Here is a 17,677-nt window from a genome sequence, read left to right as displayed (position 1 = left end):
GTATCTTCTCTCTCCTCGAGGCCTCTTCCGCGGGAACGAAGGCTCATCCGGCGATTCGCGTCTCTTTCGGTTTTTCGGCAGACCTTTCCCGCGGCTTAACCGGTATTGCGGCCCAGGAAAACCCTTAGCCGCCTTTTCCACAGCGGGTTATACATTTCGCCTTCCATCCGCCCCCGTTCGAGCGTACGCCGTGGCCCCCCCGTGAGCCCTCCGCGGCGCCCCCCCTCCCTCCGAAGCCCCCGATCGTCAAGTAATCGACGAATATGCCGAAACTTGGACTAGTCGGAAGGGCGGCATCCATCGGGGATTTCGCCGCACCGAAGAGTCCGCGCGGGAACGGGCCGGCCGGCCCGAACGGAAAACGAGACGGGAAGACCGGGAGAGGGCGCCGCGCGCTCCAAAGCCGCGCCGGCAGCCGCTAAAGCGAGGCGACACAATGCATACAAGCACCTTGCCGCTCGCGCGGAGAGGCTACACCGCGAACGATGATCCCGCCGAGGCGGCGCGCGAACTCCACGAACAAATCCACTGCGAAGAAACGGCGCTCGGCATTTTCTTCTGCTCGCCCCGGTACGACTTGAACGCGTTGGAAAGGGAACTGGCGGCGCGCTTCGGCGACGTGAACCTCATCGGGTGCACCACCGCCGGTGAGATCACACCCGCCGGCTACCGGAACGACTCGATATCCGGCGTCGGATTCTCTTCCCGCGAATTCCACGCGGTGACCCGGCGGATCGAGAACCTGGCCGGGTTCGAGGTGGGCGGCGGGCTGGAGATCGCCAAGTCCGCACTCGCGGAGCTTCGCGGAGCGGTGAAGGATTTCCGGCGCGAGAACGTGTTCGCCATGCTCCTGGTGGACGGGCTCAGCCTGCGGGAAGAGTCGCTGGTCAGTACGATCTACAACAGCCTGGGTGAAATCCCCCTCTTCGGCGGTTCCGCGGGCGACGGCCTCGAATTCGGGCGCACCTGGATCTTCCACGAAGGCGCCTTCCGGGCGAATGCCGCGGTTCTCACCCTGGTGCACACCTCCGCCCCCTTTTCCGTCTTCAAGACCCAGCACTTCATCAGCACCGACAACAAGCTGGTGGTGACCGGGGCCGATTCCCCCCTGCGCGTGGTCTACGAGCTGAACGGCGAACCGGCGGCGGACGCCTACGCGCAAATGGTCGATGTCCCCGTGAACGCTTTGGACCCGACCGTTTTCGCCACCCATCCCGTGGTGGTCAAGATCGGCGGCGCCTATTACGTCCGTTCCATACAGAAGATGAACGAGGACCGCAGCCTCTCCTTCTATTGCGCCATCGACGAGGGGATCGTGCTCTCCCTGGCGCGCGGGATGGACCTGGTGAAGGATCTTCACGATCTCTTCCGACATGTGCGGGACCGGGTGGGCGAGCCGCGGATCGTCATCGGCTGCGACTGCATCCTCCGGAATCTCGAACTGGACCGGAGAGGGATCAAGGACGAGGTCGGCCGGATCATGAGCGAGAACCACGTAATCGGCTTCAGCACCTACGGAGAGCAATTCAACGCCATGCACGTCAACCAGACCTTCACCGGGGTCGCGATCGGATCGAAGAAGGAAGGCGACGCGGAATGAACCCTCCGGAGACGGCGGGCCGGACGGAGGAGATCCATCTCCTCGAGGAGCGGATCGCCAAGCTCGAGAAGATCAACCGGGTCTTGATGGACCGTGTCGAGCGGAGCATGGATTCGCAGGGGAACGCCTTCTCCATGTTCCAAACGGCGATTCTTCTGGAGGACAAGGTCCGGGACAGGACGCGCGCTTTGGAAGCGGCGATGCGCGAGCTGGAGGAGACCAACACGCAGCTCCAGACCTCCAAGGAAAGGGCCGAAGCGGCGAACCTCGCCAAGAGCGAGTTTCTCGCCAACATGAGCCACGAGATCCGCACCCCGATGAACGGCGTGATGGGGATGCTCCACCTCGTCCTCGAGAGCGATCTCAGGGACGACCAACGGGAATACCTCCGTATCGCCCAGTCCTCCGCCGACAGCCTCCTGAAGGTGATCAACGATATTCTCGACTATTCAAAGATCGAGGCGGGAAAACTCTCCCTCGATTTGGTCCCCTTCCACTTGCGCGATCTGGTCGCCGAGTCGGTCCAGGCGATCGCCCTGCAGGGCCAGGAACGGCGGATCCGTTTCGTCCATCATGTCGAGCCGACCGTGCCGGACCGGTTGATCGGCGACGACGGGCGGCTCCGGCAGGTGCTCACCAATCTCGTGGGGAACGCCCTCAAGTTCACCGAGTCGGGTGAAGTGGCGGTCACCGTGAAACGCCTCCCCGAAGCGGAGCCGGGGCGGGTCCGCCTCCTCTTCCGCGTGCGGGACACGGGCGCGGGAATCCCGGCGGAGAAACGGGCGCTCATCTTCCACGCCTTCTCCCAGGCGGACGGCTCGACGACCCGGAAATACGGCGGCACCGGCCTGGGTCTCACCATCAGCACGCGCCTGGTCCGCATGATGGGAGGAGAGATCTCCGTGGAGAGCCGCGTCGGCGAAGGGAGCACCTTCTCTTTCACCGTTCTCTTCGAGGAAGCGGCCGCGGAAACGCGTCCCGATCTCAACTCGGGAGGGATGCGCGTTCTGGACGGCCTCCGGGCTCTCGTGGTGGACGACAACCCGACCAACCGGCGCTACATCCAGGACATGCTTCGCCAGTGGAAGATGGAGACCCTGTGCGTCGCGAGCGGCCCGGAGGGGCTTGCGGAGCTGGCGCGGGCGGCGGCCCGCGGCGAACCCTACCCCCTCGTCCTTCTGGACGGGGAGATGCCCGCCATGGACGGGTATGAAGTGGCGCGCCGCATTTTGATGAACCCCGCCGGCGGCGCCCCGCGCATCATCATGCTGACTTCCAGCCCGCGGCCCGGCCAAACCGACGAGTGCAAACGTCTCGGCGTCTTCTCCATTCTTCTGAAACCGGTCAAGCCGTCCAGCCTCCTCGAGATTCTGATCCGCTCGGTGAACGATCTGCCTCTAGGAGCGCTGTCGGCGGCGCGATCGGAGGCGGATGGGACGGAAAAGGCGGGGCTTCGCATCCTTCTCGCCGAGGACAACGTGATCAACCAGCAGGTGGCGGAGGCGTTTCTGCGCAAGAAGGGCCACACCTACCGGATCGCCTCCGACGGAATGGAGGCGGTCGCCGCATTCGGGGAGGAACCTTTCGACCTGGTGTTGATGGATCTGCAGATGCCGAAGATGGACGGCATTGAGGCGACCGCGGCCATCCGCGCCCGGGAGAAGGAAACCGGCGTGCACGTGCCGATCATCGCCATGACCGCCCACGCCATGAGCGGGGACCGGGAGCGTTGCCTCGAAGCCGGGATGGACGATTACGTGAGCAAACCGATTCAGATGAAGGAACTGACCGCCGCCATCGAGCGCCAGGCTCCGCGGCGATAACCGCCGGACCGATCCTCGCCTCGCCCCCGTTCCGATCAGCCTCCGGGGAAGTGCGTGACCCGCACCAGCCAGACGGTCATGCCGAAGCCGATGGCGAGTTTGATCGCCGAGGCGAGCGATCTTCCCAAAAAAGCGCCCCATCCCGCCCGCGCGGTGCGATCCTCGTCGGTACCGCCCAACCGCTCCCCCAGAACCGCGCCGAGCGCCGTCCCCGCGAAGGAACCGATCAGCGTCCCCACCAGCGGGAAGATGACGCTGCCGATCGCCGCGCCGGCCAGCCCCCCCGCGAAGGCGCCTCCCATCCCCCATCCGGTGGCGCCGTAGCGCCTCGCCACCAGCGATCCGAGAAGCGCCTCCAGCACCTCCCCCGCCGCGGTCAGCGCCGCGAGCACGAGCAAGGCGACCCAAGAGAAGAGGGTGAAACGGGTGACGATTCCGACCACGACCACCGCCCCGAGCAGGATGAAATTTCCCCCCAGCCCGAGAGGAATGGCGAGAAGCCCCGCCAGAAGAACGGCGTCGAGAAGAACGAGCCCCACGATCCGGAGCGCGGTCATGCCGATTTCAGACCACATCCGCTTCTCCTCCGCCCGGCGGCGTCCCTTTCCAGATTAACGGTCCGACCGGCGCGGCGCAAGGGAACGGTCCCGGGGAACACAAGGCGCCCCTCCGAAACGAACGGCTTTCCCGGCAAGGAGTTGCGCCGTTACACACCTCCCCTCCCTTATCCCGCCTCCCCCCCCACTCCCGGGGAAATCCTTGGATTTTCCGGGCTCCCTACCTACAATGGACGCGACATTCTACCGAACCGGTTTCCTTCAACTCGAAGATAGGAGCCCCAACGCGGTTCCCGGCACGGGGTGGGGCGCCCAAGGAGGGGTATAGAAGTGCCAAAAGGAGTCCCCACGACCATAGACGGTATCGAGGCGGTCGCCTATACCGCCTATCGGATCAACGAGGTCATCGCGATCTATCCGATCACCCCCGCGTCGGGGATGGGAGAGTGGGCCGACGCATGGGCGTCGGAAGGGATCCCCAACATCTGGGGGACCGTTCCCAACGTGGCGGAGATGCAGAGCGAGGCGGGCGCCGCCGGCGCCGTTCACGGATCCCTGCAGGGGGGCGCGCTCACCACGACCTTCACCGCCTCCCAGGGGCTGCTGCTGAAGATCCCGAACATGTATAAGATCGCCGGCGAGTTGACCCCCACGGTCTTCAACGTGGCCGCGCGCACCGTGGCGACCCACGCCCTCTCCATTTTCGGGGATCATAGCGACGTGATGGCCGCGCGGGCGACCGGCTTCGCGCTGATGCCCTCCGGCTCGGTGCAGGAGGCGACGGATCTGGCGTTGATCGCCCAGGCCGCGTCGCTCCGCTCCCGCGTTCCCTTCCTCCATTTCTTCGACGGCTTCCGCACCTCCCACGAAGTGCAGAAGATCGAACTGCTGTCCGAAGACGTGATGCGGGCGATGATCGACTACAAGCTGGTGGCGGAGCACCGCGCCCGCGCGCTCTCGCCGGATCGCCCCTTCATCCGGGGCACCGCGCAAAACCCGGACGTTTTCTTCCAGGCCCGCGAGACGGTGAACCCCTTCTACCTCGCCTGCCCGGAGATCACCCGGGAGGTGATGGATCGATTCGCCGAACTGACCGGCCGCCGCTACCGCCTCTTCGATTACTTCGGCCATCCCGAGGCGGAGCGTGTGATCGTCATCATGGGTTCCGGCGCCGAGGTCGTGCACGAAACGGTGGATCACATGGTCGCCGCGGGAGAGAAGGTCGGAGTCGTCAAGGTGCGTCTCTACCGCCCCTTCGACGTCCCCAGCTTCCTGGAAGCCCTGCCGCCCACGGTCAAGGCGATCGCCGCGATGGACCGCACCAAGGAGCCCGGCGCCGTCGGGGAGCCGCTCTACATGGATTGCGTCACCGCGGTGGAAGAGGGAATGGCCGGGGACCGGGGCACGCTCCAATCGCGGCCCCGCGTGGTCGGCGGCCGCTACGGCCTGTCGTCGAAGGAGTTCACCCCCGCCATGATCAAGGCGGTCTTCGACAACCTGTCCGGGGCGAAACCGAAAAATCGTTTCACCGTCGGCATCGAGGACGACGTGACCCACTCGTCGCTCCCCTTCGATCCCGAGTTCTCCACCGAACCGAAGGAAGTGGTCCGCGCCCTCTTCTACGGCCTCGGATCGGACGGCACGGTGGGCGCCAATAAAAACTCCATCAAGATCATCGGCGAGGGGACGGACAACTACGCCCAGGGTTACTTCGTTTACGACTCAAAGAAAGCGGGCGCGGTGACCGTCTCCCATCTCCGCTTCGGTCCGAAGCCGATTCGCTCCTCCTATCTCGTGACCAAGGCGTCCTTCGTCGCCTGCCACCAGACCGTGTTCCTGGAGCGTTACGACATGCTCCGAAACCTGATTCCGGGCGGCGTTTTTCTGCTCAACTGCCCCTGGGGGCCGGACGAGGTTTGGGACCATCTCCCCCGGGAGGTGCAGGAGGGGCTGATCGCCAAGAAAGCGCGCTTCTATGTCATCGACGCCTACCAGGTGGCCGGGGACAGCGGGATGGGCGGCCGCATCAACACGGTGATGCAGGTTTGCTTCTTCGCCATTTCCGGAGTGCTTCCCCGCGAGGAAGCGATCCAGGCGATCAAGGACTCGATCAAGAAAACATACGGCAAGAAGGGCGAAGAGGTGGTGAAGATGAACTTCGCCGCCGTGGACAACAGCATCGCCCACCTGCACGAGGTGAAGTACCCGGAGAAGGCGACCAGCGGAACCCGGATGCCGCCGCCGGTGCCGCCGGAGGCGCCGGAGTTCGTGCGCAAGGTGACCGCCGAGATCCTCGCCGGCCGGGGCGACTCCGTGCCGGTGAGCGCCTTCCCGGCGGACGGCACGTTCCCGAGCGGAACCACCCGCTGGGAGAAGAGGAACATCGCCCTCGAGATCCCGGTTTGGGACCCGGAGACGTGCATTCAGTGCGGCAAGTGTTCCGCCATCTGCCCCCACGCCACGATTCGGATGAAGGTGTACGATCCGAAGCTCCTGAAGGGAGCGCCGGCGACCTTCCGATCCACCGAGCCGCGTGACAAGGCGTGGAAGGAGAAGGGCTACGTCTTCACCCTCCAGATCGCGCCCGAGGACTGCACCGGCTGCGGTCTCTGCGTCGAGGCGTGCCCGGCGAAGAACAAGACCGAGACGGCGCGGAAGGCGATCAACATGGCGGCCCAACCGCCGCTCCGCGAGACGGAACGGGAGAACTGGGAGTTTTTCCTCGGCCTGCCGGATCCGGATCGAAGGGAGATCCGCGCCGATCTGCTGCGCCAGCAGCAGTTGCAGCTCCCTCTCTTCGAGTTCAGCGGCGCCTGCGCCGGTTGCGGCGAGACGCCCTACCTCAAGATGATGTCCCAGCTCTTCGGCGACCGCGCGCTCATCGCCAACGCCACCGGTTGCTCGTCCATCTACGGCGGCAACCTCCCCACCACCCCCTACTCCGTGAACGCCGACGGCCGGGGTCCCGCCTGGTCGAACTCGCTCTTCGAGGACAACGCCGAGTTCGGACTCGGCTTCCGTCTCGCCGTGGACAAACAGAAACAGTACGCGGCGGAGCTGTTGAAAAAGCTCGCCGGCGACGTGGGGGAAGGGCTCGTCAAGGAGATCCTCGGCGCGCAGCAGCAGACCGAGATCGACATCATGGCGCAGAGGGAGCGGGTGGAGCGCCTCAAGAAGGCGCTCGCCGCCAAGGACTCGGAGGACGCCCGCAGGCTTCTCGGCATGGCGGATCTCCTGGTTCGCAAGAGCGTGTGGATCATCGGCGGCGACGGCTGGGCCTACGACATCGGCTTCGGCGGCCTGGACCACGTTTTCGCCATGGGCCGAGACGTGAACATTCTCGTGCTGGATACGGAGGTTTACTCCAACACCGGCGGCCAGTGCTCGAAATCGACCCCGCGCGGGGCGGTGGCCAAGTACGCCGCGGCGGGCAAGCCGGCGCCCAAGAAGGATCTGGGCTTGATCGCCATGACCTACGGCACGGTCTACGTGGCGCGGATCGCCATGGGGGCGAACGACGGGCAGGCGCTCAAGGCCTTCCTCGAGGCGGATGCGTTTCCGGGAACTTCGCTCATCCTCGCCTATAGCCACTGCATCGCCCACGGCATCGACATGTCCACGGCGACGCGGAACCAGAAGATGGCGGTGGACACCGGGCAGTGGCCCCTCTTCCGCTTCCACCCGGGACGGGAGGCGGCCGGCGAGAACCCTCTGCAACTGGACTCAAAACCCCCGAAGGTTCCGGTATCGGAATTCATGGAGATGGAGAACCGCTTCCGGATGTTGAAGAAGAGCAAGCCGGAGAACGCCAAGCGTTTCCTCGCCGAGGCGCAGCAGGACGTGAACACCCGCTGGGCCTACTACCAGTACCTGGCGGATCGCGGCAAGGATTCGGCGAAAGGGAAATAGGAACGCGTCCCGCCCGGCGGACCGGACCGGCTCCGCGCCGTTTCCGGTCCCGCCGGGCTTCGCTAGGCCGGTTCGCGCCGGCGATTGGAGTGGCAGCGATCATGAATCTCACGACCCACTATCTCGGACTGGAGCTGAAGAATCCGCTCGTCCCCAGCGCCTCTCCGCTCATGCACGAGCTGGACACGATCAAGAGGCTGGAGGACGCCGGCGCCTCGGCCGTGGTGCTCCACTCGCTCTTCGAGGAGCAGATCCGCCACGAGAGCCGCGAGCTGGATCACCACATGACCGCGGGAACGGAGAGCTTCGCCGAAGCGCTCACCTACTTCCCCGAGCCCTCCGAGTTCCGGCTCGGACCGGAGGAGTATCTGGAACACATCCGGAAGGCGAAAGGCGCCGCGTCGATCCCGATCATCGCCAGCCTGAACGGCACGACGCCGGGCGGCTGGACCGGCTACGCGAAGAAGATGGAGGAAGCCGGCGCCGATGCTTTGGAGCTGAACCTCTACTCCATTCCCACCGACCGCGACGCGTCGTGCGTGGACGTCGAGAAGGCGTACCTGGAAGTGGTTCGCGCGGTGAAGGGTTTGGTGGGCGTTCCCGTGGCGGTGAAGCTCTCCCCCTTCTTCACCAACACGGCCCGCGCGGCGGCGGACTTCGTCTCCGCCGGGGCGAACGGGCTCGTCCTGTTCAACCGTTTTTACCAGCCCGACATCGACCTGAAGGAACTCGAGGTGAAGCCGGACGTTTCGCTGAGCACCTCCGCCGACATCCGGCTGCCGCTCCGTTGGATCGCGATCCTTTACGGCCGGGTCGAAGCGGACTTCGCCGCCACCGGCGGGGTGCACACCCACGAGGACGTTCTCAAGCTCCTCATGGCGGGCGCCAAGGTCACCATGCTCTGCGCCGCGCTCCTGAAAAAGGGGCCGGGCGAACTCGCCGTGATCGAACGCGGCCTCCGCGAGTGGATGGAGAAGAACGAATACGATTCCGTCGTCCAGATGCAGGGGAGCATGAGCCAGCGGAAGGTGGGCGATCCGACCGCCTTCGAGCGTGCCCAGTACATGCGCACCCTGCGCAGCTGGAAGCCCGTGATCTGATCGGTGCGCGAGACCGGGCCGGCGGACGTCCGAGGCGGGGCGCCCGCCGGCATCGGCGCCGAAACGAACGAGAAAGGATCCCACGGATCCATCCGAAGACGAATCCCCCGTAGGAAGGAGTGCGAGGCATGGCGCAAGAACTGCCGAAGCTGCCCTATCCGTACGACGCGTTGGAACCCCACATCGACGCGCGCACGCTGGAGATTCACCATTCGAAACATCACGCCGGATACGTAACCAACCTGAACAAGATTCTCGACGCGAACCCGGACCTGGCCGCGATGGATTTGAAGAAACTGATCTCCCATCCGGAGAAAGCGCCCGAAGCGGTCCGGCCGGGGGTGATCTTCCACGGCGGCGGAACCTGGAACCACACGCTCTATTGGAACAGCATGTCCCCCGACGGCGGCGGCGAGCCCTCGGGTCCTCTCGCGACGGCGTTGGACCGCGACTTCGGGGGTTTCGACGAGTTCAGGAAGGCCTTCGCCGCCAAGGCGGCGGGGCAGTTCGGGAGCGGCTGGGGCTGGCTCTCGGCGGACAAGAAGGGGAAGCTGATCGTCACCTCCACGCTCAACCACGAGGTGCCGATGACCGACGGCCTGGAGCCGATCCTGGTGGTGGACGTGTGGGAACACGCTTACTATCTCAAGTATCAGAACCTGCGCCCCACATACCTCGAGAGCTGGTGGAACCTGGTCGACTGGAAAGAGGTGGAGAAGCGCTTCGCGGCGATCGCCGTCTAGCGGTCCGCCTTTCGCCGGAAGGAATCGGAGAGGGCTCGGTCCGAACGACCGGGCCCTTTTCTCGGGCGGGCGGACCGGTCGCGCCCGGCTGCGCGCCCGTGGTAGAATAAGGGTTCGCTCCGGCGACGATGAACCAGGCCCACGCCCCGGGAGGAACGATGGAGGACCTGCGCTTCGACGACCGCGACCTCGAACGGCTCCGCCGCCACGGCGTCGCGCCGGAGGAGGCGGCCCGCCAGTACGAGCTGCTCCGAAACCCGCCGGGCTACGCCCGCCTCGACCGCGCCTGTCGCCCCGGCGACGGGATTCGAATTTTGGGACAAGAGGAGACTGAAGAAGCGCTCGCGGCGTACGAACGGGCCCGGGCGGCCAACCGGTTCAGCAAGTTCGTCCCCGCCTCCGGCGCGGCGACCCGAATGTTCCGGGCGCTCCAGTGGTTCCGAAACGAGCCGCGTGACCTCTCCCGTCGCGATGTGGAGGAGGCCGCGTCGAAGGGTGAGGATCGCGCCACGGGGCTCCTCCGCTTCCTGGACGCCCTCCCCCGGTTCGCCTTCTTCGAGGACCTGCGCGTCCATCTCGCCCGCTCCGGCGGAGGGGACGCGGAAAGCCTCGCCGCCGCTTTTCTCTATCGGCCTGTTCTGGACGCGCTCCTCGCGCCGGAGGCGATGGGATACGCCTCCCTCCCCAAGGGACTCATCCCATTCCATAAATACGGCGACGGACCCAGGACCGCCTTCGAGGAGCACCTGGTCGAGGCGGCGCTTTACGCCCGCGGCGCCGACGCCGGCGTCCGCCTCCATTTCACGATTTCCCCCGACCAGGAGACCCGCTTCCGGGAGGTTCTGGACCGCGCCTGCCCGAAGGGCGAGAGGGAAGGGACGCGCTACCGGGTCGGTTTCTCCGCGCAGAAGCCCTCCACCGATACGATCGCCGTGGACTTCGAGGACCGGATCTTCCGCGACGGGGACGGATCGATCCTCTTCCGGCCCGGCGGACACGGCGCGCTCATCGAAAACCTGAATGAACTTCATGGAGACCTGGTCTTCATCAAGAACATCGACAACGTCTCGCCTGCGCAGAACGGCGGCGAGGCGGTGCGGAGCAAGAAGACCCTCGCCGGTCTTCTGGTGCTTCTCCAGGAAAAAATCCACGCGCACCTGGAGGTGCTGGCCGGCGGCGCGGAGGGTGAGGAGCTGGAGGGGATCGCCGCCTTCGCCCGGACGACGCTCCACCTGGAAACGGACGGTATCGCGCGGCGCGGCGCCGGCGCTCTCCGGGAGTTCCTCCTTCGCCGGCTCGACCGCCCGATCCGTGTGTGCGGCATGGTGCGGAATCAGGGAGACCCCGGGGGCGGCCCCTTCTGGGTGCGAGGCGCAAACGGATTCGTCACCCCCCAGATCGTCGAGACCTCGCAGATCGACCGCGGTTCTCCGGAGCAGATGGAGATCCTCCGCTCGGCGACCCATTTCAACCCGGTGGACCTGGTCTGCGGCGCGCGGAACCATCGCGGCGAGCCCCACGACCTGACCCGCTTCATCGATCCCTCGGCGGTGTTTATTTCTCGCAAGTCCAAAGACGGCAAAGAGTTAAAAGCCCTCGAACGGCCGGGCCTCTGGAACGGCGCCATGGCGGGCTGGATCACCGTCTTCGTCGAAGTCCCCTCCCACACCTTCACCCCGGTGAAACAGGTGACGGACCTGCTGAAGCCGGAGCATCAGGCGGGGTAGGCCTTCCCCACACACGTACACGAAGATAAACCATGTACGGGTTCGGGTCCGTTCAGGCGCTGTCGGGCGTCACTCCCGATCCCGATAGCGATAAAAGAAAGGCCCCGTCCGGTGGGACGGGGCCCGTTCGTTTACATGCGGAGCGTTCCGCCGCCCGTCAGACCTTCTCCGAGATCGACCAGGCGGCGCGGACGTACTCCCGGTAGAGACGCTGGATGTTCGCCAGCTTGATCTCCTTGGGACAGGCGGCTTCGCACTCGCCCACGTTGGAACAATTGCCGAAGCCTTCCTTGTCCATCTGCTTGACCATGGCGACGGCGCGGCGCTTCCTCTCCGGCTCTCCCTGCGGGAGGAGCGCCAGCTGGCTGATCTTGGCGCCCACGAAAAGCATCGCCGATCCGTTGGGGCAGGAGGCGACGCACGCGCCGCAACCGATGCAGGCCGCCGCGTCGAAGGCGAGGTCCGCGTTCTTCTTGGGAATCGGGACCGCGTTCGCGTCCTGCGCGTTGCCGGTGTTGACCGAGACGAAACCGCCCGCCTGGATGATCCGGTCGAAGGCGGAGCGATCCACGAGCAGGTCCTTGATGATCGGGAAAGGCTTGGAACGCCACGGCTCGATCACGATCGTGTCGCCGTCCTTGAAGTTCCGCATGTGGAGTTGGCAGACCGTGGTCCCCTTCACAGGACCGTGGGCCTGGCCGTTGATCATCAGCCCGCAACAGCCGCAGATCCCCTCGCGGCAGTCGTGCTCGATGGCGACGGGCTCCTCCCCCTTCAGCACCAGGTCCCGGTTCAGATCGTCCAGCATCTCCAGGAAGGACTGGTCCGGCGAGACGTCGTCCATCGGGTAGGTGACGAGACGACCCTTGGCGTCCGGGCCGGCTTGCCGCCAGATCTTCAGCGTCAGCTTCATGTTGCCCGCGCTCACTTGTAACTCCTTGTCGAAAGCGAAACGAACTCGAAGTCGAGGTTCTCCTTGTGCAGCGCCGGTTCCTTGCCGACGCCCTGGAACTCCCACGCCGAGACGAAGGCGTACTCGTCGTCCTTGCGGACCGCCTCGCCGTCCGGGGTCTGGCTCTCCTCGCGGAGGTGACACCCGCACGATTCGGTGCGCTGAAGCGCGTCCTGCACCATCAACTCGGCGAACTCCAGATAGGCCGCCACGCGGTCCGCGTTCTCCAGAACCTGGTTGAGGTCCTCGTTCCGGCCGACCACCTTGGCGTCCTGCCAGAACTCCTCGCGGATCTCGGGGATCCTGCGGAGCGCCTCGCGCAGTCCTTCCTCGTTCCGGGACATGCCGCACTTCTCCCACATCAACAGGCCGAGATCCTTGTGGATCTCCTCCACCGTGCGGCTTCCGTTCAGGGAGAGAAGGCGGTTGATTCGATCCTTCACGCCCGACACCGCTCCGCGGCAGGCGTCGTGGTCCGCCGCGATCTTGGGGAGCTTCTCGCCCGAGAGATAGCCGCCGATGGTGTAAGGGAGGATGAAGTAGCCGCCGGCGAGCCCCTGCATCAGCGCGCTCGCGCCGAGCCGGTTGGCGCCGTGGTCGGAGTAGTTCGCCTCGCCGATCACGAAGAGGCCCGGCACGGTGCTCATCAAGTTGTAGTCCACCCAGAGGCCGCCCATGGTGTAGTGCGGCGCCGGATAGATGCGCATGGGCACCTGGTAGGGATCCTCGTCGGTGATCTCGTGGTACATCTGGAAGAGGTTGCCGTACTTGGAGTCGATCACGTCCCTGCCGTCCCGGGCGATCGCGTCGCGGAAGTCGAGATACACCGCGTGGCCCGTCGAGCCGACGCCGAAGCCGTCGTCGCACACGCGCTTGGCGGCGCGGGAGGAGACGTCCCTCGGGGCGAGGTTGCCGAAACTCGGGTAGATCCGCTCGAGATAGTAGTCCCGATCCTCATCGGGGATCTGTCCCGGAGGCCGGGTCTCCCCCTTGTTCTTGTAAGCCCAGATCCGCCCGTCGTTCCGGAGGCTTTCGCTCATCAGCGTCAGTTTGGACTGGCGGTCGCCGTGACGGGGGATGCAGGTCGGGTGGATCTGCCCCCAGCTCGCGTTGGCGAAGAAGGCGCCCTTCTTGTGGGCCTGCCAGATGGCGGTCACGTTGCTCGCCATCGCCATGGTGGAGAGGTAGTAGACGCGGGCGTAGCCGCCGGTGGCGAGCACCACCGCGTCGGCGGTGTGCGCCTCCACCTCGCCGGTGATCAGGTCGCGGACGACGATCCCGCGGGCGACGCCGTCCACGAGGACCAGGTCGAGCATGTCCTTGCGGGTGTGCAGCTCCACCTTTCCCGCCGCCACCTGCCGCATGAGCGCGCCGTAGGCTCCGAGAAGAAGCTGCTGTCCCGTCTGCCCGCGCGCGTAGAAGGTGCGCGAGACCTGGGCGCCGCCGAAGGAGCGGTTGGCGAGCAAGCCGCCGTAATCGCGGGCGAAGGGGACGCCCTGGGCGACGCATTGGTCGATGATGTTCACGCTCACCTGGGCGAGCCGGTAGACGTTCCCCTCGCGGGCGCGGTAATCGCCTCCCTTGATGGTGTCGAAGAAGAGCCGCCAGATGCTGTCGCCGTCGTTCTGGTAGTTCTTGGCGGCGTTGATCCCGCCCTGGGCGGCGATGCTGTGCGCCCGGCGCGGGCTGTCGTGATACGTGAAGACCTTGACGTTGTAGCCCAGCTCGGCGAGGGTCGCGGCCGCGGAACCGCCCGCCAGGCCGGTCCCGACGACGATGATCGAGAACTTCCGCTTGTTCGCCGGATTGACCATTTTCAGATCGAAGCGGTGCTTGTCCCACTTCTGCTCCAGCGGTCCGCCCGGCGTCTTGGAGTCCAGCTTCATATCTTAAGCTCCCCGCAAGAAGAGGTAGACGTAGATCGGAATCGATCCGAAACCGACGCCGACGATCACGCCCGCCGCCCGGGAGATCCACTCCAGCGCCGGGGTGTAGACGTCGTGGTTGACGCCGATGGAACGGAAGGCGCTCTGGAAACCGTGGCTGACGTGGAAGGCGAGAACGATCACGCCGAGAACGTACCAGAGCGAATAGAGACCGTTGGAAAAGACGTCCACGTTCTTGCTGTGGAAGTCCTTCAATCCGAACGCGTCGTGGTCGACCGTGCCGAATCGAAACACGGTCACGTGCAGGGCGATGAAGACGAGCACGACCAGGCCGGACCAGATCATCGTCTTGGAGACGGTGGTTTCCACGCCCCCCTTCTTGGTGCCGTATTTCTTGTACGATCCCGCCCGGGCGCGCCGGTTGTCGAACCAGAGCACCACCCCGAGGAAGATGTGCAGCAGGAAGAGGGCGTAGAGCGCCGCTTCGATGATCGCGAGAATCGGTATCTTCTCGAGAGCCCACGAGAATTTATTCAGGGCGTTCGGTCCCAGAAAGAAGAGCAGGTTCGCCGTCAGATGAAAGGCGATGAACCCGCACAACCCGAGACCGGTGATGCCCATCCACCATTTCTTCGCGACCGATGCCAGGAAGACCCTCTGGATCCAACTCATAGACGTCTCCGTTTCCGATAGGTGGCGAGTCGAAAACAACCGCCGGGCGCCGGGGATGGCCCGGTCCGCGCATCGAGCAACATGACCGGAAGTCCTTATCCGGCCATTCATTAAACGGGAAGGCGGCCGGGGTGTCAAGGGGTGCGTCTCGCGAGGCGCCGGCGCGCCGATCGGTTACAATGGAGGCGCGCGGCGGCGGAGCGGCCGTACCGCGGGAGGAGCGAGATGAGAGGGTCCGGTTCCCCCTTCGAGAGGCACGCGGAGGAGTACGACGGGTGGTTCGACCGGCGCCGGGAGATCTTCCGCGCCGAGAGGGAGACGATCGCCCGCCTCTTCCCCGCCGCCGGCCGAGGGCTGGAGATCGGCGCCGGCACCGGACGGTTCGCCGCCGCGCTCGGCGTTCCCTTCGGCGTCGATCCGTCGCCGGCGATGGCCGCCGCCGCCCGCCGGCGCGGCGTGTCGGTCGTCCTCGGCCGGGGCGAGTCCCTTCCCTTCCGGAGCGGCGTCTTCGACAGGGCGCTGATCGTCACCGTCCTCTGTTTCGCCCGCGATCCGGCCGCCCTGCTCGTCGAAGCGCGGCGCGTCCTCCGCCCCGGCGGCGCCCTCGCGCTCGGCCTTCTCGACCGCGACTCCCCCGCCGGCCGCCGAAGAGACGCATCGCGGAAAAAGCACCTCTTCTATCGTGAGGCGCGCTTCCTCTCCGCCGGCGAGGCGATCGATCTGGTCCTCGGCGCGGGCTTCCTCGTCGGCGCGGTCCGGCAGACCCTTTTCGACGACCCGGAAACCGAGGGGGAGATCCGGGAAGGTTACGGAGAGGGAGGTTTCGTGGTCGTCTCCGCGGCCCGCCCCCCTTCCACGGTCGGGACGGCGCCGGCGCGAAGGGCATAGAGGGTCACGCCGCTCTTCTCGAAAACGGGAATGAAGAAGCGCCGGAGTGTTTCTTCTCCGAGGAGAACGCTCGGACGGCGCCGCTCTTCCCAGTATGGATTCCCGTTGACCAGGAGATGGGTCATTTTCTCTTCGCGCATCCTGCGGACCGCCTCCTCTCCGCTCCGGGCCGTGTAGGCGAAGGCGCCGCGCGGGCTCTCGGTCGCGACAATCACTTCACGCTCAAAATAGAAACGCCGGTTGTCGTTCAGCGAGAGGATCCGGGCGTCGCGCGGCAGCTCCCGTCGCGCGTACTCCGCGGCGGCGTGGTTGTCCAGGCGTCGCGCGAGGTAGTCGCGCCTCGTTTCCGCGCCGTAGAGAACGGGGAGCTTTCTCGCCTGCCGCGCGGTGATCGCCCCGTTGGGAAGGAGGGCGTTCCCGATGGCGAAGGCGAGAAAGGCGCCGCGGAGACGGCTCTTCCCCGAACCGAGAAGGGGAAGGGCGGCGAAGGACGATGCCGTCACGAGCGCGAGCGGCGCCAGGAAAAAGCGCCACTGTTTCGGGAGAAACAGGTCGAACACCGCATAGAGGAGAATCCCGTAGCCGAGGGCGAGGGCGAGCGGCCGTCCCGGCCTTCTCCGATACAGAAACGGCAGGGGGAGCAGGAGAAGCGGCGCCGGGGAGTGAAGGAAAAAAAAATCGCGCAGGAAGGCGAGTTCCTCGCGCACGGCGTGGCGGGAGAGAGAGGCGAGGTGTTCCCGGAGCGCCCCTTCGGTAAAGGGGTCCAGGTTCGAACCGTGGAAGAAACCGTTCAGGAAGGGGGAGACCGGATTCCCCGTAAAGAGGGCGTTCCGGACGAGCCACGGAACGGCGAGAACGGCGAAGACGGGGAGGAAAACCGGCGCGATCCGCAGGCTCTCCCGGGAGAAACGGCGGGACAGGAGAAGCGCCGCCGGGAGAAACACCGTGACCGCGCCCGTATATTTTATGGCAAAAGCGAATCCGCAGTAGAGGGAGAGGAGCACGGCCCAAGCGACGCGTCGATTCTCGTCCCAGCGGAGCGCGGCCAGAAGGCCGAGCACCACGTAGAAGGCGAGCGGCGCGTCGACCAGCGGCTGCGCCGAGAAGACGCCCACCGACGGGAAGGAGTAGAAGAGGACGGCGGCGACGGCGGCCCACCGGGCATTCCCGGTCAGCTCCCGTGTCAGCGCTCCCGCGGTGATCGCCAGAAGCGCCCCGAAGAGGGCGCTGAGAAGCGACGCGAACACCGGTCCTTCGCCGAGGGAAAAACCGACGGCGAAGAGCATCTCCATCCCCTGGGGGAAGACGGAATAGCGGATAACCCCGGTCAGGTCGGCGAGACGATGCCCGTCGGCGTACGCCCGGGCGACGGGGAGATGATAGGTCAGGGCGTCGCTCTCGTCCGGCGGCGCGAGGGCGCCGGCGAGTATGAAGAGCGAGCAGAGCGCGGCGATCACCAGGGCGGCGCGCACCACAGGGTCCCGGGCCCATCGTCCGCGAAGGAAGGCGCGCGTCCCGCCGAGGAGCGGCCCGCCCTCCGCCATCCCCAGGAGAGTCTGCGCCGCGAGAAGGACGAGAACCGCGGCGGACCGCAGCTCACCGACGACGGCGAGGGCGAGGACCCCGTAAGAGAGAAGAACGAATCCGAGCCCGGCGGAGAAAAGAACGCGGTGAAGAAAGGTGGGGGGCTCCACGCCCAGGCGCCGCAAGAAGAAGCTCCCCGAGCCCCAGCAGGCGGCCGCGGTCCAGAGAAAGAGAAGGGGATCCCACATGGTTCGGCCCATCCCCCTCCCGTTGTCTCAGAGGAGCCTGTTTCGCAG

12 protein-coding genes are annotated in these 17,677 nt (G+C 65.9%); 7 read left to right on the top strand and 5 right to left on the bottom strand.

Features of this window, described 5'->3' with window-relative positions:
* Nucleotides 1–436: 436 nt before the first annotated feature.
* Nucleotides 437–1,600: an FIST C-terminal domain-containing protein gene (locus tag JW958_01025; protein ID MBN1824814.1), complete on the top strand. Its 1,164-nt coding sequence runs from the start codon at nt 437–439 to the stop codon at nt 1,598–1,600.
* Nucleotides 1,597–3,423 (top strand): response regulator, encoded by a 1,827-nt coding sequence (locus JW958_01020; protein MBN1824813.1) that lies wholly within the window; start codon nt 1,597–1,599, stop codon nt 3,421–3,423. Before JW958_01025 ends, JW958_01020 begins: the two co-directional genes overlap by 4 nt.
* Before the next feature lie 35 nt (nt 3,424–3,458).
* Here JW958_01020 and JW958_01015 read toward each other — a convergent pair whose 3' ends face one another.
* Complete coding sequence (locus JW958_01015) at nt 3,459–3,998, bottom strand: DUF456 domain-containing protein (GenBank protein MBN1824812.1); 540 nt, start codon at nt 3,996–3,998, stop codon at nt 3,459–3,461.
* A 312-nt stretch (nt 3,999–4,310) separates the two neighbouring features.
* On the opposite strand from JW958_01015, the gene nifJ reads away from it, so the two are divergent.
* The 4 genes from nifJ (at nt 4,311) to JW958_00995 (ending at nt 11,459) form a co-directional block, all read left to right on the top strand.
* Complete coding sequence (nifJ, locus tag JW958_01010) at nt 4,311–7,889, top strand: pyruvate:ferredoxin (flavodoxin) oxidoreductase (protein MBN1824811.1); 3,579 nt, start codon at nt 4,311–4,313, stop codon at nt 7,887–7,889.
* 101 nt (nt 7,890–7,990) lie between these two features.
* Complete coding sequence (locus JW958_01005; protein MBN1824810.1) at nt 7,991–8,989, top strand: dihydroorotate dehydrogenase-like protein; 999 nt, start codon at nt 7,991–7,993, stop codon at nt 8,987–8,989.
* Nucleotides 8,990–9,117: 128 nt separating this feature from the next.
* Nucleotides 9,118–9,732, top strand: a complete 615-nt coding sequence (locus tag JW958_01000) for a superoxide dismutase (GenBank protein MBN1824809.1) — start codon at nt 9,118–9,120, stop codon at nt 9,730–9,732.
* Between the two features lie 158 nt (nt 9,733–9,890).
* On the top strand, nt 9,891–11,459 hold the full coding sequence (locus tag JW958_00995) for a DUF4301 family protein (protein ID MBN1824808.1): 1,569 nt from the start codon (nt 9,891–9,893) through the stop codon (nt 11,457–11,459).
* A gap of 157 nt (nt 11,460–11,616) precedes the next feature.
* Here JW958_00995 and JW958_00990 read toward each other — a convergent pair whose 3' ends face one another.
* From JW958_00990 to JW958_00980, 3 genes are read right to left on the bottom strand one after another with little or no spacing between them, the layout of a single operon-like run.
* On the bottom strand, nt 11,617–12,372 hold the full coding sequence (locus tag JW958_00990) for a succinate dehydrogenase/fumarate reductase iron-sulfur subunit (GenBank protein ID MBN1824807.1): 756 nt from the start codon (nt 12,370–12,372) through the stop codon (nt 11,617–11,619).
* An 11-nt stretch (nt 12,373–12,383) separates the two neighbouring features.
* Complete coding sequence (locus JW958_00985) at nt 12,384–14,297, bottom strand: fumarate reductase/succinate dehydrogenase flavoprotein subunit (protein MBN1824806.1); 1,914 nt, start codon at nt 14,295–14,297, stop codon at nt 12,384–12,386.
* Nucleotides 14,298–14,300: 3 nt separating this feature from the next.
* Entirely contained in the window at nt 14,301–14,969 is a 669-nt protein-coding gene (locus tag JW958_00980; GenBank protein ID MBN1824805.1) for a succinate dehydrogenase cytochrome b subunit, read from the bottom strand.
* A 225-nt stretch (nt 14,970–15,194) separates the two neighbouring features.
* Between JW958_00980 and JW958_00975 the strand changes: the two genes are divergently transcribed.
* Complete coding sequence (locus JW958_00975; GenBank protein MBN1824804.1) at nt 15,195–15,857, top strand: class I SAM-dependent methyltransferase; 663 nt, start codon at nt 15,195–15,197, stop codon at nt 15,855–15,857.
* Here the strand turns inward: JW958_00975 and JW958_00970 are convergent.
* On the bottom strand, nt 15,776–17,641 hold the full coding sequence (locus tag JW958_00970) for a phospholipid carrier-dependent glycosyltransferase (GenBank protein MBN1824803.1): 1,866 nt from the start codon (nt 17,639–17,641) through the stop codon (nt 15,776–15,778). The two genes, JW958_00975 and JW958_00970, sit on opposite strands and share 82 nt — an antisense overlap.
* Nucleotides 17,642–17,677: the final 36 nt, after the last annotated feature.

This window comes from Candidatus Eisenbacteria bacterium (assembly GCA_016930695.1).
Lineage (GTDB): Bacteria > Orphanbacterota > Orphanbacteria > Orphanbacterales > Orphanbacteraceae > JAFGGD01.
The sequence above is the reverse complement of the archived record's forward strand: the minus strand, read 5'-3'. Positions and strand labels throughout refer to the sequence as shown.